The sequence below is a fragment of the Nostoc sp. genome (assembly GCF_036917095.1).
GTDB lineage: Bacteria > Cyanobacteriota > Cyanobacteriia > Cyanobacteriales > Nostocaceae > Nostoc.
This window is the reverse complement of record NZ_JBALFH010000010.1, coordinates 1-21,887: the sequence shown is the minus strand read 5'-3', so window position 1 is coordinate 21,887 and position 21,887 is coordinate 1. Positions and strand designations below refer to the sequence as shown.

General features: G+C 41.7%; 20 protein-coding genes. 12 read left to right on the top strand and 8 right to left on the bottom strand.

The genetic code is table 11. The annotated features are described in order from the left end of the window. Positions 1-35: 35 nt before the first annotated feature. Positions 36-332 carry a type II toxin-antitoxin system death-on-curing family toxin gene (locus V7L01_RS02505; RefSeq protein ID WP_335031614.1) on the top strand — a complete coding sequence of 99 codons (297 nt, stop codon included), beginning with the start codon at positions 36-38 and terminating at the stop codon, positions 330-332. A gap of 377 nt (positions 333-709) precedes the next feature. Here the strand turns inward: V7L01_RS02505 and V7L01_RS02500 are convergent, their stop codons facing one another. Then, positions 710-1,453 (bottom strand): ferritin-like domain-containing protein, encoded by a 744-nt coding sequence (locus tag V7L01_RS02500; RefSeq protein WP_335031612.1) that lies wholly within the window; start codon positions 1,451-1,453, stop codon positions 710-712. A 114-nt stretch (positions 1,454-1,567) separates the two neighbouring features. Here V7L01_RS02500 and V7L01_RS02495 point away from each other — a divergent pair, with 114 nt between their 5' ends. After that, the gene (locus tag V7L01_RS02495) at positions 1,568-2,134 is read left to right on the top strand and encodes a thermonuclease family protein (RefSeq protein WP_335031611.1); all 567 of its coding nucleotides are present in this window, start codon (positions 1,568-1,570) and stop codon (positions 2,132-2,134) included. Between the two features lie 80 nt (positions 2,135-2,214). On the opposite strand, the gene V7L01_RS02490 is transcribed toward V7L01_RS02495, so the two are convergent. Beyond that, a complete protein-coding gene (locus V7L01_RS02490) occupies positions 2,215-3,096 on the bottom strand; it encodes a carbohydrate ABC transporter permease (protein WP_335031610.1) in 882 nt (293 codons plus the stop codon). A gap of 25 nt (positions 3,097-3,121) precedes the next feature. On the opposite strand from V7L01_RS02490, the gene purN reads away from it, so the two are divergent. Next, on the top strand, positions 3,122-3,790 hold the full coding sequence (gene purN, locus V7L01_RS02485) for a phosphoribosylglycinamide formyltransferase (RefSeq protein ID WP_335031608.1): 669 nt from the start codon (positions 3,122-3,124) through the stop codon (positions 3,788-3,790). A 160-nt stretch (positions 3,791-3,950) separates the two neighbouring features. On the opposite strand, the gene V7L01_RS02480 is transcribed toward purN, so the two are convergent. The 5 genes from V7L01_RS02480 to V7L01_RS02460 all read right to left on the bottom strand — a co-directional run bounded on the left by V7L01_RS02480 (position 3,951) and on the right by V7L01_RS02460 (position 10,066). Continuing rightward, positions 3,951-6,515 (bottom strand): GAF domain-containing protein, encoded by a 2,565-nt coding sequence (locus tag V7L01_RS02480; protein ID WP_335031606.1) that lies wholly within the window; start codon positions 6,513-6,515, stop codon positions 3,951-3,953. Between the two features lie 1,069 nt (positions 6,516-7,584). After that, complete coding sequence (locus V7L01_RS02475) at positions 7,585-8,187, bottom strand: CPBP family intramembrane glutamic endopeptidase (protein ID WP_335031604.1); 603 nt, start codon at positions 8,185-8,187, stop codon at positions 7,585-7,587. Positions 8,188-8,284: 97 nt separating this feature from the next. Beyond that, positions 8,285-9,346 (bottom strand): DUF3326 domain-containing protein, encoded by a 1,062-nt coding sequence (locus tag V7L01_RS02470; protein WP_335031602.1) that lies wholly within the window; start codon positions 9,344-9,346, stop codon positions 8,285-8,287. 79 nt (positions 9,347-9,425) lie between these two features. Beyond that, complete coding sequence (locus V7L01_RS02465; RefSeq protein ID WP_335031600.1) at positions 9,426-9,605, bottom strand: hypothetical protein; 180 nt, start codon at positions 9,603-9,605, stop codon at positions 9,426-9,428. A 140-nt stretch (positions 9,606-9,745) separates the two neighbouring features. After that, complete coding sequence (locus V7L01_RS02460) at positions 9,746-10,066, bottom strand: 2Fe-2S iron-sulfur cluster-binding protein (protein ID WP_335031598.1); 321 nt, start codon at positions 10,064-10,066, stop codon at positions 9,746-9,748. Positions 10,067-10,359: 293 nt separating this feature from the next. Here V7L01_RS02460 and acnB point away from each other — a divergent pair, with 293 nt between their 5' ends. The 6 genes from acnB to V7L01_RS02430 all read left to right on the top strand — a co-directional run bounded on the left by acnB (position 10,360) and on the right by V7L01_RS02430 (position 17,521). Then, positions 10,360-13,020 carry a bifunctional aconitate hydratase 2/2-methylisocitrate dehydratase gene (acnB, locus tag V7L01_RS02455; RefSeq protein WP_335031596.1) on the top strand — a complete coding sequence of 887 codons (2,661 nt, stop codon included), beginning with the start codon at positions 10,360-10,362 and terminating at the stop codon, positions 13,018-13,020. A gap of 79 nt (positions 13,021-13,099) precedes the next feature. Next, a complete protein-coding gene (locus V7L01_RS02450; protein ID WP_335031594.1) occupies positions 13,100-13,519 on the top strand; it encodes an endonuclease domain-containing protein in 420 nt (139 codons plus the stop codon). 178 nt (positions 13,520-13,697) lie between these two features. Continuing rightward, positions 13,698-13,910: a hypothetical protein gene (locus V7L01_RS02445; protein WP_335031592.1), complete on the top strand. Its 213-nt coding sequence runs from the start codon at positions 13,698-13,700 to the stop codon at positions 13,908-13,910. Between the two features lie 669 nt (positions 13,911-14,579). After that, positions 14,580-15,116: a universal stress protein gene (locus V7L01_RS02440; protein WP_335031653.1), complete on the top strand. Its 537-nt coding sequence runs from the start codon at positions 14,580-14,582 to the stop codon at positions 15,114-15,116. Between the two features lie 210 nt (positions 15,117-15,326). Next, on the top strand, positions 15,327-15,692 hold the full coding sequence (locus tag V7L01_RS02435; RefSeq protein WP_335031591.1) for a DOPA 4,5-dioxygenase family protein: 366 nt from the start codon (positions 15,327-15,329) through the stop codon (positions 15,690-15,692). 425 nt (positions 15,693-16,117) lie between these two features. Continuing rightward, complete coding sequence (locus V7L01_RS02430; RefSeq protein ID WP_335031589.1) at positions 16,118-17,521, top strand: hypothetical protein; 1,404 nt, start codon at positions 16,118-16,120, stop codon at positions 17,519-17,521. Between the two features lie 776 nt (positions 17,522-18,297). Here the strand turns inward: V7L01_RS02430 and V7L01_RS02425 are convergent. Further along, positions 18,298-18,429, bottom strand: a complete 132-nt coding sequence (locus V7L01_RS02425; RefSeq protein ID WP_335031587.1) for a hypothetical protein — start codon at positions 18,427-18,429, stop codon at positions 18,298-18,300. A 128-nt stretch (positions 18,430-18,557) separates the two neighbouring features. Between V7L01_RS02425 and V7L01_RS02420 the strand changes: the two genes are divergently transcribed. From V7L01_RS02420 to V7L01_RS02410, 3 genes are all read left to right on the top strand, one after another. Continuing rightward, on the top strand, positions 18,558-18,785 hold the full coding sequence (locus V7L01_RS02420; RefSeq protein WP_335031586.1) for a hypothetical protein: 228 nt from the start codon (positions 18,558-18,560) through the stop codon (positions 18,783-18,785). 499 nt (positions 18,786-19,284) lie between these two features. Continuing rightward, entirely contained in the window at positions 19,285-20,184 is a 900-nt protein-coding gene (locus V7L01_RS02415; RefSeq protein ID WP_335031585.1) for a hypothetical protein, read from the top strand. Between the two features lie 245 nt (positions 20,185-20,429). After that, on the top strand, positions 20,430-21,725 hold the full coding sequence (locus V7L01_RS02410) for a hypothetical protein (protein ID WP_335031584.1): 1,296 nt from the start codon (positions 20,430-20,432) through the stop codon (positions 21,723-21,725). Positions 21,726-21,887: the final 162 nt, after the last annotated feature.

The following is a 21,887-nucleotide window of genomic DNA, read 5'->3' as shown; positions in this document are numbered from 1 at the left end:
ACTGGCGAGAGTCATCAAACATAATTAATGAAGGCTTGCTGGACTCTGCTCTTTACTCACCTCAAGCAACTTTTGGGGGAGAGTATTTGCATCCCACAATTTATGAACAGGCATTTGCATATCTATTTCACATAGCCTGCAATCACGCTTTTGAACAAGGTAATAAACGCACTGCTTTTGCTGCTATGGTGACTTTTTTAAACGCGAATGATTACGATATTGAAATAACAGAAGAAGAAGCTGAGAGATTAACGGTACAGATAGTTACGCATGAAATAAGCAAGGAAGAACTGCCTGCTATATTGAAAAATTATGTGACAAATCTTATTTAACGTCATTACATTACTTGCGATCGCTGTTAGAGGATGTCTGAGAAGTTTTAGATAATGAGTCCCAAGCTCTACCAAAATACGCCGGAAAACTAGTAGTATGCAGCAACTTGGTGCTAAGAAGCTTCAAAAATCTCAGGTTATGCTAGGGAACATAGGAACCCCTGGCTAACGAAAGTTTGAGCCAGAGGTAGTCGATCGTTCTGACTTTTCACGCTGTCTGGAAGACCTCTCTCTAAATCTCTCTCCTACAAGGAGAGAGACTTTGAATTTTCCCCCTTCCCGTGTCAAGAAGGGGGCTAGGGGGTTAGGTCAATCGTTGGCTTTTCCACACATCTGAATTGTCAGATTGATCGTTAGGTACTCAAGATATCTATAAATTACGTAGCTACCAACTCAGAATCGATTTCCGACGGCGCACTATCCTGGACTAGCGATCGCGTTTCACCGTTACGCTGGAGGATACCGCCAACCATTGCCAACAAGGCATTCACTTTGCGAGTTCGCCACATATCTACGAGTTTTTGAACTTTAGTTGCAGACATCCGTCGCATCATCGCTTCGTAGAGATAAGCAGCATGTCCAGTTTCATCTTGGGCAATACTTAGCATTCCTAACTTCAAGTTCCGAGCAGTTGCCTCGTTATCAGGTAATACTTTCGCCATTCGCGCAAAGTCTTTACTAGCATCTAACTCCAGAATGTATGTGCTAGCCATAAACACATCCCAGTCAATGACAGTAGGTTTGAGCTGTTCTTGAGGGTAGCCTTCATAGAATGCTGCGAAAAAGGGACTACGCTGTTGTGATTTTTTTGTGGATGGAGTTGGGGGTTGACGTTTGAAATCTATAACTTGTTTATTCAACTGTTGTAAGGCGTGGGCAAAAATTTGTCCATGCCTAGTTTCATCTGATGCATGTTTTACTAGTTTTTCGGCTAGCCATGTATCGCCTTCGGCAGCTGCGCGATCGCTAAGTGCAGATAAAAATGGCACAGAGCCAGATTCTGCTAACTGAAACCCCGCAAGGATGTTGGGGCGGGTTTTAGAATCACGAATTTGAGCAGCAGAGTAATAGGCAAAAGCACCTGAACCAGCTAGATGCAGAACGTGAGTCAAGAAGTTCATCAGAGATTCCCGCTGACAATTGGAAGGTTACAATTCTTATTATGTCAACGGTTAACAAATATATCTTTGCATTTTGCTAGTATCATCCCACAGAGGTAATGCAGGTAAGTTTGGATGGAGAAATTAAATAAACCAGTGCGATTTTGGCTTTGTGCAACTATCCTAATTTTGGGTTTGTTCGGCTGCGATCGCTTTATCGGTACTTCTGGAGAACCAGTTGAGCGAGTCAGTGATGGCGATACTTTAGTAGTAAAAGATGCTGATGGCAAAAATCTTACAGTCCGCTTTGCTTGTGTAGATGCGCCAGAGATAGCTCATACTAATAAAGAAAAGCAGAGTAAACGCATTAGCGATCGCAATCAATTTACTTGGGGTGTGAAAGCCCAAGAACGGGTGCAGCAACTAGTGCAACAAGGAGGCGATCGCGTAACTTTGAATATCACCGATAGCGATCGCTATGGACGCAAAATTGCCGAAGTCCGTTTAAAAAATGGCACTTTTGTGCAACAGGTATTGTTGCAAGAAGGTTTAGCAAAAGTCTATCGTCCCTATTTAAACAAATGTCCTAGCAAAGACTTAGTTCAACAAGCCGAAGCTGAGGCCAAGCAGCAACGCCTTGGTGTTTGGAGTGATGCTAAATTTGTGAATCCTTGGGAATATCGCAGCTTATATAAGAAGTAAAACTTGAAAACTCGTCCTTGCATATTTGCAGTATGATTTAGCAACTTCCAAAATTCTCCCCCTGCCCCCTGCCCCCTGCCCTACTCCTCTCCCCAAGTTTGCAGTTGCAAATACACGAGTACCAGCGTCATTCCTAGTAACACCGTTGCTGCTGCTGCGGCATAACCAAAATCAAATTGCCCAAAAGCCTCTTGATAAATGTAGTAAACCAGCAAATTAGTCGAATTCAGCGGGCCACCGCCAGTCATCACATAAACTTGCTCAAAACTCCGCAATGTAAAAATCGCGGTAGTGATGATTGCGAATATCACAGTAGGGCGCAATCCAGGCAGAGTAATATACCAAAATTGTTGCCAAGTATTTGCTCCATCCAAATCTGCTGCTTCATAACGACTGGGAGGAATTGCTTGCAGCCCTGCTAAAAAAACTACCATATTGAAACCCAGTTGTTTCCAAATACTCATTAAAATAATTACTGGCATTGCCCAAAATGTGTCTCCTAGCCAGGATATGTCTGGAATGCCAAAAAAAGCTAAAAGCCCGTTAACTGGCCCTGATGTTTGAAACAGCCAGCGAAATCCCAAACCGGCTGCCACAAGTGAGATAATTGAAGGCAGAAAATAGGCACTTCGTAAGATGCCCCGCAAGGGAATGGAGCGGTTTAATAACACTGCCAATCCCAAGGAAATAACTAAAGTGGGAATGATGGTGGCAACAGTAAAATAAAAGGTGTTACCCAGAACTTGCCAGAAATCGGGGTCGAGTAGCAAGCGCCAATAGTTTTTTAAGCCTATCCAATAAGTACCTTTTAAAGTGAAACTACCTGCGGTGAAACTGAGGTAAAACAAATAGGCGATCGGCCAAATGATAAAAACGCCCAGTAAAATTAGTGCTGGTGTGAGAAAAATCCAGGCGGCTACTGTATCATTATCCAACCACGATTTAGTATATTTTTTTGGCATCTATTAATTAACCCTCTTAGCTGTTATGACCTTCCGCCCTGATTCTACCCTTAGCTTGGTTTCTCCCAGCATTAGCGATTGCCGACAAGTCGCCCCTTTAAAACTGGGAATTATGGCTTCTGGGAATGGCAGCAATTTTGATATAGTTGCCCAAGCTATTGAAGATGGACAGCTAAATGCCCAAATTCAAGTTTTAATTTACAATAACCCCTCGGCGAAAGCAGCCGTAAGAGCAGCTAATAGAGGTGTAGAAACTGTTTTATTAAATCACCGCAACTATCAAAGCAGAGAAGATTTTGACGATAAAATTGTGCAGACATTGCGACGCTACGATGTCGAATGGGTGATTTTGGCAGGTTGGATGCGATTGTTAACATCAGTTTTCATTGATGCTTTTCCTGAGAGGATTATTAATATCCATCCTAGTTTGTTGCCTAGTTTCAAGGGAATCCATGCTGTAGAACAAGCCTTGGCATGTGGGGTAAAAATCACTGGTTGTACGGTGCATATAGCTTGTTTAGAAATGGATAGCGGCCCAATATTAATGCAAGCCGCAGTACCAGTACTGCCCGATGATACAGCAGAAACACTCCACGCCAGGATTCAAATTCAGGAACATCGAATTTTACCACTAGCGATCGCTCTGGCAGCTTCTTCGTCAAAAACTACACTAAGCCCAATACACTTGGGTTAAAAGAGGAGCAGGGGGCAGGAAGAAGCAAAAGAGCATGAAAGTAGGTAGCAGGTATAAGGGAGAAGTCAAAGGCTTGATGCAGGTTCTTTTTCCCCTTTTCCCCCTACCCCCTGCCCCTTGTCCTCTTTCCCCCTGCCCTATTGCATCCTCTCTCACAAAGCTATACTTCAGTAGCTTGATACGCTTGTAGGAGCCTAGCATGATCGAGAGTAAATCCTACTTGCATAGCTATCTGGGTAAATAAATCAATCTCAGGCTGTTGCCAATCACGGGGCCCAGAACACTGATGGGCAATTAACAAACCAAATAGCTGCTCATCTTTGATAATGGGTGCTACTAAATTTGCTTTCACACCAAAAGATTCGAGCAGGCTAATGTGACAATCAGTCAAACCGGCTTCGTAAATGTTGTTTGTTGCGACAACACGACCAGACTGGTACTTTTCTACATAGCTTTCAGTGAAACAAGGGTCGTAGATTTTAGACCGCAAAACTTTGGGATAACCTGGAACTACTGATTCAGCAATTATAATTCCGAACCAATTAGCGTAAAAGCTATAAACTAATACTCGGTCAATACTCAGTCCTTTGCGAACCTCTTCCACAGTGGTTTTGATGACATCCTCTTCTTTGAGTGATTGGCGAATCTTGCGGGTAATATCCACTAGTAACTGACTTCGCATACTTTCTGCTTCGATTCGTTGCAGCAGCCTGGCATGGTCGAGAGCAAATCCCACTTGTACGGCTATCTGGCCAAATAAATCGATTTCAGATTGTTGCCAATCACGGGGTCTGGAGCACTGATGTGCAATTAATAAGCCAAATAGCTGTTCATCTTTAATAATCGGGGCTACTAAATTTGCTTTGACAGCAAAAGATTCGAGTAAGCTAATGTGACAATCAGCCAAACCGACTTCATAAATGTTGTTTATGGCTAGAACGCGACCACGCTGATACTGTTCTACATAACCTTGACCGAAACATGGGTCTTCAATTTCAGATTGCAAAACTTTTGGGTAGGTGAGAACGACTGATTCGGCAATTACAATTCCAGACCAATTAGCATCAAAGCTATAAACCATTACTCGGTCAGTACTCAGTACTTTCCGAACTTCTTCTACAGTGATTTTGAGGACATCCTCTTCGTTAAGCGATTGGCGAATGCTGCCGATAGTATCCGCCAGCAACCGACTTTGCATACCTTCAGCATCGATTCGTTGCAGCAGCCTAGCATGGTCGAGAGCAAATCCCACTTGCATTGCTATCTGGGCAAATAAATCAATCTCAGGCTGTTGCCAATCACGAGGTCTGGAGCATTGATGGGCAATTAATAAGCCAAATAGCTGTTTATCTTTGAGAATTGGGGCGACCAAGTTTGCTTTGACAGCAAATGATTCGAGCAAGTTAATGTGACAATCAGTCAAATCGGCTTGGTAAATGTTGTTTGTGGCTACAACGCGACCAGACTGATATTTTTCTATATAGCCCTGAGTGAAACATGGGTCTTGGATTTCAGACCGCAAAACTTTTGGATAACCTGGAACCACTGATTCGGCAATTATAATTCCAGACCAATTAGCGTTAAAGCTATAAACCAGCACTCGGTCGGTACTCAGTGCTTTGCGAACCTCGTCCACGGTTATTTTGATGACATCCTCTTCGTTGAGCGATTGGCGAATGCTGCGGGTAATTTCTATAAATATCTGAGCTTTATCTGCTTTGGTATCTACCTGTTCTAAAAGCCTGGCGTAGTCAAGGGCAAATTCTACTTGCATGGCTATCTGAGCAAACAAATCAATCTCAGACTGCTGCCAAAAGCGAATTCTAGAACACTGATGGGCAATCAATAAACCAAATAGCTGTTTGCCTTTGAGAATCGGTGCTACTAAATTAGATTTGACACCAAATTGCTCCAGCAACTCAAGATAGCTATCGCCGAGATCGGCTTGATGGATATTATCTATAGCACGGATACAACCATTCTGGTATTTTTTTATATACGCTGCCTCGAACCCAGGGTCAGAGACTGTAACTCCTAACATTTTTGGTAAACCAGGTGCTACTGATTCGGCGATAAAGGTTCCATTACAGTTAGAGTTGAAGCAAAAGATGGTTACGCGATCGATGCTTAAACCTTTACGAATTTCTTCTGAGGTAGTTTTGAGAACATCTTCTTGATTGAATGATTCTCTAACCCAACGGGTAATTCTTACCAATAGTTCAGAGTAATCAGTTTCGGCTTCTTTCTCCTTTACCAAAACCGAAAGCAGCTCTGTGAATAAGTTTATGTTTCTCTCTAATATCACTAATTCATCTTCGTTAGCGATGAAAGTTTGAGTAAACTCACTGTCTGGACGTAGCTTATTTTTGATCGTATTAGAAGTTGCCGCAGCCTTGCTGACTCGATTAATAGCTCGATTAGTCACAAAAACAGCGATCGCACCTGCCAAAATTGCTGTTCCCCCTATACCAGTTAACAAGAGTGACAGTTGCCTCTGTAGAGCTTCAGTTTCTGTTGAATTCCCACTTTCTTGTTTGACTTGCGGAATTTGTTTGGTAATTAAATTAATGCCGTAGTAGTAAGTAGCTGTTCCAATTGCAACCACAGGAAGGGCACTGATACTTAGTGCCAAAACTATTGCTTTAGTCTTTAAACTCCATTTTTGTTGCCACAGCTTTTGGTGACGATTTCGTTTGGCTTGGTTTTGAGAAAAAGACTGACTCATAAATGAAACCTGGATTGCTGCAATTTAGAATCAAGTAAATAACCTCACCACCAAATTCTACACAAAACTTAGTAAACAATGCCTGGCTTACAGGAGTATTTTGAGGCACTAACTTTCTACGTCATGTCCCCTAACGCTTTTGTTCTGTTTGACCTCAAAAAATTGTGTTAACAATCAAATGGCGATCCTTTGTTTGAATATCTTATTTTCTCATTAGATGTTGCCGTTTATTGGCAAAACAGCCAAACAATCTTTCTTTTTCAAGAAGATTTTTCCAGATTTCTCGCAGTTAGTCTCTCTTGTAGTCAAACTTAGGAGAAACGCAAGAACAGATTTTTTAAGTTTTTAATAGCACAAGGGCTGATTTTTCCTCTTCCATCTTAAAGAAGAAATTAGATATTAATATATATTTCTTGACTGTAGTCTACTTAACTAAAAATCTTTGTAGCTGCGTAGGCGTAGCCCGCCGCAGGCATCGCGCAAACACGCTGTTACTCAAGCAAGATATAGCAATCCTATTTGATTTTTAGACAAAATTAGCTACTGTAGGGTGCGTTAGGATGAAATTCGTAACGCACTATTGGTAAAGATTTGATGCGTTACGCTGTCGCTAACACACCCTATGTATTTTTAAATAAGATTGCCATAGCAAAGTGCAAACAATAGTATCAGTATAAATATTTAATTTAATATAATATAAACTAAAGTTTTAGTCAGTATATTTTAAGCAATACTTATAAACAGTCCTAGTCTATAAATCAACTTGAAGTAGTATTTAATACAGCTTAAGCGGTACTTATCAATGGTGAAGCTGTGGTTACAAACGCTCACGAGCTTATAAGTAAATTTGAAGCTGTTGCTCATACAGCTTAAGCATTAGTTATAAATGCTCAAGCTGTTGTTCATACAACTTCTTCTGTGCTTATGAACGTTCAAGCTGTGGTTAACATAGCTGTTGAACGTATCGGTAAAAGCTTACGGTGTACGCACAAGTCCTGAAAAACCTAGCTTGATAAGACTTTGCTTGTTCCCAGTCGGAGCCTGGGAATACAATTCATTGAGTCTCTGACTAAAATTTATTTTTTAATTGCCGCAATTGCCACATTTTCCAGAAATAGCTAGAAATCCAATTGGTAATAATGTGAGCGACAATCGGTACTAACAAGTTGCCTGTGAGCAGGGCACTATATGCGAATATTATCCCGACAATTGTTGCCCAAATCACATAAGGCCATTGTTGGGAACCGCTCAGATGCAAGATGCCAAAGCAAAGACTGGATACAATTACAGCTGTAAAATCGGAGCCTAAAGCTGGCAGCATCACACCTCTAAATAATAATTCTTCACTTAATCCTGGTAGCAACCCCAGCCAAATTAAGTCTGGTAAAGCTAAAGGCTTCAGTATCACTTCTAGGTAATAGTCTGCACTTTTACGATAGGCAGTCCAAAGGCGATAAGTTAAGCCACTTAAAGCGGTGATGACGAACCCCAACCCTAAACCCAACAGCAACTCTCTTTGGTTCAAGTCCCAAGAAAATAAAGAAAAGTTGCCCAAGTTCAACGCCACTTTGGCGACTATCAACAAAATGATTGCAGTCACTCCCATCGCCCCAAGTACTTGGATGCGCGTCAGGTATGGAATTTCTGGCTCTTGCTTGTGTTGTTCAACCACGGGTTTTTAAGGGGGGAGGGTGAGGGGGCAGGGGGCAGGGGAGGCAGGGGAGGCAGGGGGAGAGAATAACTAATGACTAATGACTAATGACTAATGACTAATGACTAATTGGCTGCAAAGGTAATAATTTGGGACGGAGAGCGGAGGGATTGATGCCTGCTTTGTGTGCGACTAATATACCCACTGCTTCTAAATATGAGTTTACCTGTATAGATTTGATCCCCAACGGTTGAGGAGGAACTTTTATCAGAGTTTTATTTTCTTCTACTGTAATTATTTGGCATCGGCTTTGGCTTAAACTCAATAAGGCACTGCTACCACAAGCAGTTGCAGGTACGATCGCAGCATCCACTTCATCTGCCCAAATATCTTCTTGCTGCGATCCGATTGCTCCTCTCTCTATTATAAATTGTGGAGCACGACTTAATCCGACAAGGACGCACGGCAAAAAGGTATAGCCCAATTCTTCGGCGGCGGAACGGGGAGACAAATCTGGTTGTGGAGGTTCGCTCAAAAGGGCGGGAGAATGAGCGCAAGGAATTTGAAAGGTTCGTACTAGCAAATGGCTAATTACGGCTTCTGCACCCGCTAAAGGATCGACACCTTCACCTTGACGGTATTTTTGTACTGCCTCCTCATCCATATCATCGGGGAAACGGGCTACAACTGCGATCGCTTCTGCCCCCGCTTTTTTAATTAATATCTCAGCTGCCCTTAATAAACTATCTGGGTTGCCAATTGTTCCCCAACTAGCTCCCGATGCTGTAGTCCGCAATTCTACATTTAATGGGCCATCAGTAATTATATAATCTGTTAAAGTCAATCCCAAAGTTGCTCTGACTGCATCTGCTGCTTGTATATGTCGTAGCCGCAATTCTGGCTCAATGGCTTGGTCTAAAAGCAAACCTACTTTGTTGCTGCGGACTGGACGCAAACCCCAGCATCCAGAAGCGAATTTGTCAAGTCCATAACCTTCAACATAGAAAGCGTTAGGGAGATTCCAATACAAACTTGCGCCATTCAGGACATTGGGGTGAGTAATTAGGCGATCGCAAACCTGTGCTATAACTTTGGCAACAGGTAAAGCATCTCCTGCATAACCCCCAATGGCAGCTCCAACGCCAGTTGGTACAATTAAGATAGCGGTGTATGGACGCATATTGAGTGCTGAGTTAGGAGTTATGAATTATAAGTCAAAAGCAATTAAATACTAACTCCCAACTCCCAATTCTCAACTTCTAACTCTCAACTGTCGTGACAACGGCTTCAACTGTAGCCTTTTGCTGGGCAACGTCCACAGAAGTAATTGCCCAACGTAGGGGTTCCCCTTGTTTGTTCAACTCTGTTTCAATTGCTTGTAGTAATTCTGTGGGAGTTTCTTCTAAATCAATTTCTGCGGTAATAAAATGAGTCGTCATCTTGGTAAATCCTGTTGATTTATAGTTTCTAGAATAGCTGATATCAGTTGCTAATAAATACTTATGTTATTTATCACTTTGGGTAATGTTAAATGAACAGTTATCAATAATCAAGCAGTATACTGATAACTGTTCGCTGATTATTTATCTTTACCAAACTGTAACTGATAAACTATGTCTTCTTTTTCCGTCTGAATTTTCAAATCAGAAAGGGGTTTGGCAACACAAAGCAATACATAACCTTGCTTTTGTAAATCTGGACTAACGCCCATGCCATCAGTTTGATCGACAGTTCCCTCAGTTATTTGACCGGCGCAAGTCGTGCAAACACCTGCATTACAAGAACTGGGCAGTTCTAAGCCAGCAGTATCGGCAACTGATAAGATCGTTTTATCTTCAGGAACTTGCAAGGTATGAATTTCGCCTTGGTGATGAATTTCTACGGTGTAAGTTTTGGACATATACAAAACAAGCGTGACACAGAGGACAAGTGAGTTATTTTATCTGATAAATAGACACAGTACCAAGTTAATAAAGAGGAAAAGAGAATTATTTTCAAAGAGGTTTATCGGGAAAAATAGCTATACAGTGATAATTATAAGTCCTTGCTAGACAAAAAACTTAAAGTAAGGAGACTCACTTGCTGTTAATTCCACTTGTAAAAACTTCTGAGGTTAGAATCCTCCTGAAACTAGAGAAGTGATGATACACACTTAAAACTTTGTTTGGCTAAATATTTGGAGTTGAGTTAAGAATGCTGGAATCATATCGTAAACACGTTGCCGAAAGAGCAGCACTGGGAATTCCCCCCTTACCGTTAGATGCAAAGCAAACATCCCAATTGTGCGAATTACTGAAAAATCCGCCAAAGGGTCAAGAGGATATATTATTGCATTTATTGAGCGATCGCGTTTCTCCTGGTGTCGATCCAGCAGCTTATGTCAAAGCTGGATTTCTCACCGCGATCGCCAAAAAGGAAATCACCAGTCCGTTGATTGCGCCCATAGAAGCGGTGCAATTGCTGGGCACAATGATCGGTGGTTACAATGTGCAATCCTTAATCGATTTGCTGCAATTGCCCACTGTATCCGTCTCCGACTCATCCGAAACACCTCTGGTAATGGGCGGACAAGGAAAGGAACCCATCGCCGCTTACGCCGCCAACGCCTTAAGCAAAATTCTTTTGGTGTATGACGCTTACCACGATGTTTTGGAGTTGTCTAAAACCAATCCTTTCGCCAAGCTGGTGATTGACTCTTGGGCGGAAGCTGAATGGTTTACCAGTCGCCCCACAGTTCCAGAAGCGATTACTGTCACCGTTTTTAAAGTTCCTGGCGAAACCAATACCGACGATTTATCCCCCGCCCAAAGTGCCACAACTCGCCCAGATATTCCTTTACACGCTTTAGTGATGTTAGAGTCACGGCAACCAGGAAGCTTACAAACCATTGCGGAATTGAAGAAAAAAGGGCATCCTGTAGCTTACGTGGGAGATGTAGTTGGTACAGGTTCCTCGCGTAAATCTGCCATCAACTCAGTATTGTGGCACATGGGAAATGATATACCTTTTGTGCCAAACAAACGCGCTGGGGGTTATGTTTTAGGTGGTGCGATCGCGCCAATCTTCTTTAACACAGCAGAAGATGCCGGTGCTTTGCCTATTCAGTGCGATGTCACCAAACTAGAAACCGGCATGGTAATTACCATCCATCCCTACAAAGGCGAAATCACAAACGAAACAGGCGAAGTCATTTCCACCTTTGCCCTCAAACCTGACACCATCCTCGATGAAGTCCGCGCAGGTGGACGCATCCCCCTACTTATCGGACGTACCCTCACCGATAAAACTCGTCTTGCACTTGGTTTAGAACACAGCACCGTTTTCACCCGTCCCCAGCAAGCCTTTGATACAGGCAAAGGCTACAGCCTAGCACAGAAAATGGTAGGTAAAGCTTGCGGATTACCTGGTGTGCGTCCCGGCACATCTTGCGAACCCATCATCACCACCGTTGGTTCTCAAGATACCACAGGCCCCATGACCCGCGACGAATTGAAAGAACTCGCCTGTCTTGGTTTCAGTGCAGACTTAGTAATACAAAGCTTCTGCCACACAGCAGCTTATCCCAAACCAGTAGACATCAAAACCCATCACGAACTCCCCGACTTCTTTGCCTCTCGTGGCGGTGTCGCCCTCCGTCCCGGTGATGGTATCATCCACTCCTGGTTAAACCGGATGCTGCTACCCGACACCGTGGGAACTGGCGGCGACTCTCACACCCGCTTCCCCTTGGGTATTTCCTTCCCCGCCGGTTCTGGATTAGTGGCCTTTGCAGCCGCCTTGGGTGTCATGCCTTTAGATATGCCAGAGTCAGTTTTGGTAAGATTTAAGGGTGAATTGCAACCAGGTATCACCCTGCGCGATGTCGTGAATGCTATTCCCTACGTGGCAATTCAAAAAGGTTTGCTGACAGCAGAGAAGCAGAACAAGAAAAATATCTTCTCCGGGCGAATTCTGGAAATAGAAGGTTTGCCAGATTTAAAAGTTGAACAAGCCTTTGAACTCACCGATGCTAGTGCCGAACGTTCTTGTGCCGGATGCACAATTAAGCTGAGTGTAGAGACAATTTCTGAATATCTGCGTTCTAACGTTGCTTTGCTGAAAAATATGATCGCACGGGGCTATCACGATCCGCGTACCATGTTGCGTCGTGTGGCCAAGATGGAAGAATGGTTAGCAAATCCGGTGTTATTAGAAGGTGATGCCGATGCCGAGTATGCCGAAATAATTGAAATTGATTTAAATGAAATCAAAGAACCAATTGTTGCTGCTCCCAATGACCCTGATAATGTTAAGTTATTATCGGAAGTTGCTAACGATCCAGTGCAAGAAGTATTCGTCGGTTCTTGTATGACGAATATCGGTCATTATCGGGCAACAGCGAAAGTTTTGGAAGGTGCAGGTGAAGTGAAAACTCGCTTGTGGATAGCACCACCAACCCGCATGGATGAACACCAATTAAAAGAAGAAGGTGTATACAGCGTTTTTGGGGCTGCGGGTGCTAGAACAGAAATGCCGGGATGCAGTTTGTGCATGGGTAATCAGGCGCGAGTTGCTGATGGCACAACAGTGTTTTCTACCTCTACCCGCAATTTCAATAATCGCATGGGTAAAGATGCGCGAGTGTATCTTGGTTCAGCAGAATTAGCCGCAGTTTGTGCGCTGTTAGGACGGCTTCCGACAGTGCAAGAATATTTGGATATTGTGGCGAGTAGAATTCATCCTTTTGCAGATGATTTATATCGGTATTTGAACTTCGATCAAATTGCTGGTTTTGAGGATGATGGGCGAGTGATTGCGTTGGAAGATATGCCGAGGCTTGAGGATATTTTGGGTATGCCTACGGTGGCGAGGTAAGTAATAGTACGGTGGGCAATGCCCACCTAATTATTTAACATCAATAAGTAAAGATAAACACCTATTTTATACTTCATAAATGAATAATCCAACACCCGAAGAACCCTATCTACTCACAAAAGAGGGAACTCGCAATATTGTAATCAGATACAAAGCAGACTTAGTTAAAGTGCAACGTGCCAAAGAACTTCGTCAGCAAATGACACCAGAAGAAAAAATTCTTTGGCAACATCTTCGTGCTAATCGCCTGAATGGTTTGCACTTTCGCCGTCAGCAGATTATCAATGGCTTTATTGCAGATTTCTACTGTCACGCAACAGCATTAGTGATAGAAGTAGATGGCAAAATTCATGAACAACAAGCCGAATCTGATGCAGAACGGGACAAAGTTTTGTTAGCTAGGGGACTGCGTTTGTTGCGAATTAAAAATGAAGAAGTGAGACACGAACTTGATAAAGTATTGATGCGTATTTCCACAGCTTGTTCTCAACAGACCTAACCCCCCAACCCCCTTCCCTGCAAGGGAAGGGGGAGAAATCCGGCTCCCCTCTCCGCTTCGGAGAGGGGCTGGGGGAGAGGTCAAATGCGATCGCGATAAACTGTTAAAATCTAATTGCCTGACACCAAAATTTTAACAGGTGAACAGCAATGGATTTCTACACATAGGAGTTATTAAAATGCTTGAACTTCACAAAAGCTATGTTATCGATGACAATCAACGACCTATTGCCGTACAAATCCCTATCGCTGAATTTGAAAAGATTGAAGAAATTCTTGAGGATTATGGTTTAGCAAAACTCATGAAGGAAGTAGAGGAAGAAAAACCATTATCAAAAAATGAAGCACTAAAATATTATCAATCACTAAAAGAAGAAAATGTGGCAAGTTGAATATACCAAAAGGTTCTTGAAATAACTTGCTGCTTTACCAATTGAGATTCAAAGCCGAGTAGAACCTATCGTTTTTCAAGAACTTGAATCAGAGAATCCGTTTGAATTAGGATATCTTGAAAAGCTGAAAGGCTATAGCGATAAATATAAAATTCGAGTTGGTGATTATCGGATTGGCATTACTCTTGATCCAGAAACAAAAACATTAATCTGCCAACGAGTTGCTCATCGCAAAGACATCTACAGAATTTTTCCTTGAAGCAGATACTGTAATATTAAAATTATAGGCGATCGCAAAAGTTATTTAACTTGCGATCGCACCCCTCATTCCTCAAGTGCGATTGTCAAGTAGTACAGCAAATTGACTGAGAACACGTATTCGTCCTCATCCCTAGCCCCTCTCCCAACTTTGAGAGAGGAATTTAGGGTGAGGGTCCAAAGATGTTTCTTCCAAAACGGGATGCTCCCTGATAGTTAAAGATAAATGTTTTCTTCACAAGTTCCTCAAATTGTTTTGCTATAAACATAAATATAGGGCGAAAACCTTTAATAAATTTAAAATTCACAAGTCGCTAAACATAGTTGAGGGATTAGTCATTTTTGACAATCCAGCATTTGGAAACCCGAAACCGTAAAGACCAATTACCAATAAAATCGGAGGTCTATATGATCTTTAAAAAGATTCTAGTTGCATTAGATCGCTCCCTAATAGGGCAACAGGTTTTTGAAGAAGCGTTGAGTTTAGCAAAGTTAACACAAGCTAGCTTAATGCTACTGCATGTCCTATCTCCCGAAGAAGAAGGTAGTCCTTACGTACCTATGCTGTCTAATATGGACTACTATCCGGGATTTAACAGTCAAAGCTTTGAGTTATACCAAAAGCAGTGGGATACCTTTAAAGAACAAGGAATTCAAATGTTGCAATCTTTCTGTGCCCAAGCTAACACAGCAGGTGTAACTACGGAATTTACACAAAATATTGGTAATCCTGGTCGCATCATTTGTGATATGGCTCATAGTTATGGCGCTGACCTAATTGTGATGGGGCGTCGGGGTCGTTCTGGGCTGATGGAACTATTTCTCGGTAGTGTGAGTAACTATGTTCTTCACCATGCTCCTTGTACGGTGCATGTTGTGCATCTTTCAGTTGCTCCTAAAACAGATGAAGTTGTCAAAGAAACTACAAGTACTTTAAGCGTTAACTAATTACTAACATCGCATAAATCTGAGCGAGCAAAACTCTGAATTTGGTTTATTTTCGCCTACTTACTTCCCTGGATCTCCACAAACGATCCTTAACTGTACGGTATTGGGCTAAAATTGAGCGTAGGCATAGCCCGTCGAAGACATCGCTTTTTCAGTAAGAAAGAAAAAGTTCGCTATCCAAAATTAGAGTTGAGAGCAAAAAGTGGATCTATGAAAGAAGATACTATCGAGATCGCTGGTTTTCATGCTCATGTTTACTTCGATGCTGCAAGTCGGGATGTAGCTGCGCGTGTACGTGAAGGATTAGGCGCTAGGTTTGACGTGCAACTTGGACGCTGGTTTGACAAGCCCATCGGCCCCCACCCAAAAGGAATGTATCAAGTTGCTTTCTTACCGAATCAGTTTGATAAAGTCGTTCCCTGGTTAATGCTCAATCGTGAGGGATTGGATATTCTCGTCCATCCTGAGACAGGCGATGCTGTGGCAGACCATGCAGTTCATTCCCTATGGTTAGGAGAAAAGCTAGATTTGAATATTCAGTTTCTTCGACAGCTTAATTCGACTTTATCCAATTAAGGGAAGTAGCCCACTTTATTGGGTAAGAGTTCTGGTCTGGGGCGTGAAACTTCTTCTATTGTGACTAATTCTGGTGAAATTGAAAAAGTCTAATGTCTTGATAAATAAAGGTTTAAGCCTATGCATAGATGCTTTTAGTGGCTTGCCGTAAGCATCGCAATAAAGGAAAAATGGATAAAGTCGAAGCTCAGAACCTGACTGAAACTTAGACTAAACCTAGCGGAAAATTGCTCCTCTTGTGGTCTCCCCAAGAGGAGCAATTTTCTTAGAGAGTCGTAGCGTTCAGCATCCGCAGGAAATGGGTATTAAACCCCTTAATTGCAGATAGATGTTTATTAGCATGACCTTTGAAAATAGAAATGAGACATCCGTTTTACACAATGCTATGCTGTTTATCAGTATTCTCATAAAAAGAAATTTATCCGATGAAAAACATCTCTGCGAGGGAAAAAATTGCAGGCATTCCCCAATTTGGCAAACCTAATTTCAGAGTCACAAAGAAACAGATTTTATTTAGTACTCTTATTCTATGTCTTGGTTTGCTGGGGTTGGGTGGTTTCTGGTTTAAATCCAGATATAATTTTGATAACCAGATGAGTGTAAAACTACAAGAATTATCTAATGTCGATTATCCAGCCAATCCCGCGCCCTTAGGCAAAAATTTTAAAAGATATTCTAATCGAAAATTAACACTTATTAAGAAAGATGATACACATTTTGATTTTGTGCTGGAACCAACAGACAAAAACACGGCAAAAATAGTTATAAAAAATATTGATTTAGAGCTATTAGTTCCTAAAGCACCTGAATGGGTTAAAAAAGATCCAGGTTTAGAAATAATCGCTTTTACAGACCGGGAGTGGAACAGGCAACAGATTAGTTTTCCTGCTAATTCAAAAAATATAGAAATTGTTGGAGGAGACGGTTTTGAAAAGCAAAACCTCGTAGAGGTCGCTTTGGCTAATAATTGCTTAAATGCAGGATATTGGGAAATTTTACTTTTCACTAAAGAGGATAGTAACAAATCCCTTTATTATCAAAGTTGGTTTACCTTTCCCATTGGACATTACAAAAATATTTTTGAAAAAATTAATAAGATTTCATATTGGCAGCATTGGTGGAAATTAGAACACTGGCAAGATCCGAGCGGCACAATAGTAAAAACTAATCTTCTGAGAAATGTAATCGATCAAAAAGAAGTTGCTACTCAGTTCCCCCTTGATGAAAGGATAATTGTATCAGGAGAGCAAGGTAGAAAAGTTAGAACTACACTAGCAACTAACATTACAAAATGGGGAGATTTTTACGACGCTAAAAATGAAATTAAATTTGCTAGTTTTCGAGCGCCAGGATTTTACGATCAAAATAAGCCTTGGGGAAATCAATACTGGAGAATAGGTAAATTTAATAAAGCCATTTTAAGGAACATTAAACCGATTGGCGTTGAACAAAATTTACAGGAAATTGAGCTAGGATTCACAGATACCAAGACTGGCGAACAAAATAGATTATTCATTAGTGGCATTAATCTGAAAACTCTTCCTCAATTGCCTGTAGAAGACTATCCTAAAGGCTTATATATGCCAATGGGAATTGGGATACCTCCTTTTTATCAAAGCTACGATGAATTAACGAAAAATCATCCAGATGTCAGCCCCTACTTCAGTTTTTTACTAGATTCACAGGAGCGGTGGATAGATCATCACCACTTAGCAGTTGATGGTTCAGTGATGCACCTTGATAAAGATAATCCGAATCTTTTGCATCTTTACTTACTATCCTACGAAAGAAATACTTTAATAGCTCATTTTTTGGTCAATTTAAAATAGATACATCACTTCTCTTATTCTCTAGAACACCAATTCAGTAATCCTGGAAGAACCTCTCCTCAAATCTCTCTCAATACCGTTCGGTTAAAGAATTTCTTGGTTGAAGCAGGCAGGGGAAGCAGGGGAAGAAAAAGAGTTATTAAATAATAATTCTTTCTCCCCATGCCTCCCCTTCTCACTTCAACAGATAACTCTCTTAACCGAACCGTGGGGTACGTTATGCCAAAGGCTAAAGCACCACTTCACTAGGGTTGATAGCGAAGACCAGGGCTATTTCGTTCTAGACATAAACCGCCCGGAACTAAAGTTCCGGGCTAATAGCCCAAGTCCACTAAAGTGGACTAAAAGCCTTTCTTAGTTGTCTAAAGACAACTTTTGCTATTAGCCTCAGAATTTATTCTGAGGTGGGCTAGATGAGAATGAAATAGCTCTGTAGCGAAGACTAAAGTAAAACCCATCATCCTGAGCATTATTACCGCGATCGCTCAGATCGATAAAATCCATTATCAAGCCTTAAAAAGGAATTATCAATTCCCATTGTCTGATTCCATAATAATCCTAAGCCTGCGTTCACCAAAAAAGTTTGATTAGGTAGCTGATTGAGATTATACGATTCCAGACATCTCCCATGTCCAGAAATGGCGCGAGTTGAATCGTGGATAATCCAGATTCATTGCGCTACACGAATGATGCTGGTACAGCAGCGTTGTTAACGAAATTTTATGAGAACGCAACCAGTTGAACCTGTAGAATATTAATATAAGGAAAAATATAATTCAGGGTAATTCTATCTGCGATCGCTCCCCTGGATCGGTAGGGGGTATAATCACTACGAGAGTGGAAATCCAAACCAGCAAGATAGAAGTAACAACTGTCAAAGTAAATACTGGAATTTGGCGTAAAGGCATAGCTGTACAGAGGTTATTAGTACAGATAATATAAATAAGGAGAGCATCAAAAAATTGGCATATACAATTTTTGTCCGCATTATAGCTTTGGATTATTGACTTTTAGCTTCTAAGCAATAAATATCTTTATGAGTAGTTTAGTCTTATTATTAATTGGTTTAGGAATTTTTTTATTTGCTTTAAGAAGCAAAGACGAAATTCATCGCATTGCGGCTATGCTAACTGGGACAATTTCTCTGATTTGGGGATTCTCTCTAGCTCCCTTGTCATTTCAATTGGTATTTGAGATTATCTCAGTTTTAGCGGCTTTCTTTGTTTGTATGCGATGTTTGGGTTGTGGTTTCAACCAAGATTGATAATGTTGGTGACTGTGGCTTATCCCATTTAGAGATTGACTATACTATTTATTGCTATCAGTCAGTCTCGCGGTGAAACATTGGATAAAAGCGATCGAGCCTCAAATCTAGGGAGATTAATTAAGTATCTAAAGATTTGACAAATTTATCAAAAGATTATTCATTGCAATCTTATATTTAATTTAAATTTAATTTGACTACACACAATTTCAGCCAACATTTCTAATTTATCGTCTAATAATATCTAATCTTTTGATATATTTATCAAAAGATTTTTCATTGCCCTTAGAAGTGAGATCGCATAGATTATGAGTGTAAGTAGCATTGAATAAACATGGATTATCTAAACTTTATAAGGTAACCAAATAAACCAAGAGCTACTAACTAGTTTTGCTAACAAAAAACCAACATAAAGGTCACGTTCAAGACTTCATATTGTCTATTTTATGTTGCTATGCTAGCAAGATTTTTATTCTAAGAATTAGGAGGATTAATCCTGATGGCAGATTTGAATAATAGTGGTACCGGGAACTCTTCTACTGGTGGCAACAATAACTTGAGAGATTCACCCTTCGGTCGCTTGGCTGAAGTCGTGCCTGAGAAAGACCTCCCCAAGATATTCAGTGGTGTTGGTGATGGAGAAGGTGGCGGTAGCCCATTTGGGGGTGCTGGCGGTGCTGGCAGTGCTGGTGGCGGTGGCAGTCAGCCTGATTTACCTTATGGTGGTAATCCTTTCGCTGGTGACAACTTCTGGAATATCTTTGCAGGCGGTGTAAACCCATCCGCAGGTGGTGGTAGCCCATCCGCAGGTGGTGTAAACCCATCCGCAGGTGGTGGTAACCCATTCGCAGGCGGTGGTAGCCCATCCGCAGGTGGTGGTAACCCATTCGCAGGCGGTGGTAGCACATCCGTAGGTGGTGGTAACCCATTCGCAGGCGGTGGTAGCCCATCCGCAGGTGGTGTAAACCCATCCGCAGGCGGTGGTAACCAAGGTAGTGGCAGCGACCCTTTGACTGGTGCTAGTAGCCAGGGTAGTACTATTAGCACAACTCAAATACCGGACGGACTCGGTTTGAGGGCTAGTATTGATAACCTAGTTAACTCAAAGCTTAAAGAGGAAGAAGGTGGCAGCAAAATCCCGTCATCCACTGGTGGCATTCCCTCATTTGGTGGTGGCATCCCCTCATTTGGTAGTGGCAGCGCCCCATCATTTGGTAGTGGCAGCGCCCCATCATTTGGTAGTGGCAGCGCCCCATCATTTGGTAGTGGCAGCACCCCCTCATTTGGTGGTGCCAGTGGTGAGAGCGGCATCCCCTCATTTGGTGGTGCCAGTGGTAGCGGCGGCATCTCCTCATTTGGTGGTGGGGCATTTGGTGGCGGCGGCAACCCATTCGCTTAGTCGCGACAGCCATTAAAATCTTTGGAACAATGATGAGTCCTTCAGTACATACCATGCTAATTGACTATGTTATGCCCTGAAACTCTTTATTAGTAAGGACTTTAGGCAAGATTTTCTGTCAGATTGACAGTGAAAATGATTAAAGCCTTTATTTAGAGGAATTTTGGGTTTAGCAAATACATACTTGGCATAATAGGTACTGAAGACTCCAAAATTTTTAACTAAAAATAGGAGAATTACTACTAATGGAAGCGTCTGCGGTCAATCCCATTAATGGTGAGGTTAACACGTTTATTGCCCCTAGCGATCGCAACCTGTCTAGCGGTAGTTCCTTTGCTCCCAATAGCAGTTTGTATACTGAAAGCAGCTTGTTGACGGGTGGTAGCAACCCCTTTGCAGGTAACAGTCCCATTCCAGGTGGCGGTATCAACCCCTTTGCTGGCGATGCTGGCAGTAAGCTTCAGCAATTAATCTTCGATCGCTTAAAGTTAGTTCTAGGTGAAAATTTTTTCCAGGACACTAACAACACATTAGCAGGTGGAAGTAACCCATTTCTAAACGGTGGCAATACCATTGTAAGTGGCGCTAACAACCCCTTTGCTGGCAACAGTAGTCCTATAGCAGGTGCTGGAAGTCTGCTTCAACAATCGCCTTTCGATCCGTTGAGAGAAGTCCTTGGTAATAATATACCCTTTGCTAACAATAGCAATACGTCTAATCCTGGTAGTATTAACCCGATTACTAGTGCTGGTAGCCCATCGTTTAATAAGGACAACGCACCCGTTGGTAAAAGCAACAGGAACTTTGGTAGTAATAACGCAACCATTGGTAATTTTAACTCGGACTATGGCAGCAACAGCGCAACCATTGGCAATGGGAATTGGAACTTTAATAATGACAACGCAACTATCGGTAATGGTAACTGGATATTTGCAAAGGATAATACAATCCTTGGTAACGGTAACTGGTATTGGGACAATGGAAATAATAATGCAACGCTAGGTAATGGTAATTGGCACTTCGGGAGTAACAACGCAACCATTGGAAATGGTAATTGGGACTTCGGTAGTAACAACACAATTATTGGTAATGGTAACTGGGTTTTTACAAGTGGAAATGAAATCATTGATAATGGTAAATGGCTCGTGGATAGTGACAACACAACCACTGGAAACATTAATAATCTCAGCAGTTTAGAATTATCTCCGCAAGGAATCAGGACTGATGTTAACAATCTGATTGACTCCCTTATAGGTAAAATAGGTCAAAATTTTATTGGGTTAACAGGAGATTTGGATGTATCAAGTAGCCAGACCTTTAACCGACTAATCTCTTCTAGAAATGTTGATATTAATGACACTAATATTTCTAAGGATATTGAGCAACTTTTGGCATCACTCAGCCCAATTCAAGGGAATCTGGTTGATTTTCAGGCTTTGCAAAACCCTCAGCCTGTCCCAGAACCTGCTTCTTCAGTATCGTTAGTAGTAATGGGGCTTGTGTGTCTAGTATTGTCAGTATTCAAAAAACAACATTGTTAAGTAAATTCAATAGTCTTGCTTTTTAGATAATTAATATTTAACTCTAAGCGATACATTTTCGATATAGTATAGGACTAGTATTTGATTTCTGAAAAAGATCCGTACATTTGAAGAGTGTCAAAATCAAAGGTAGTGTGTCGGAGAAACCATTCAAACATCCAC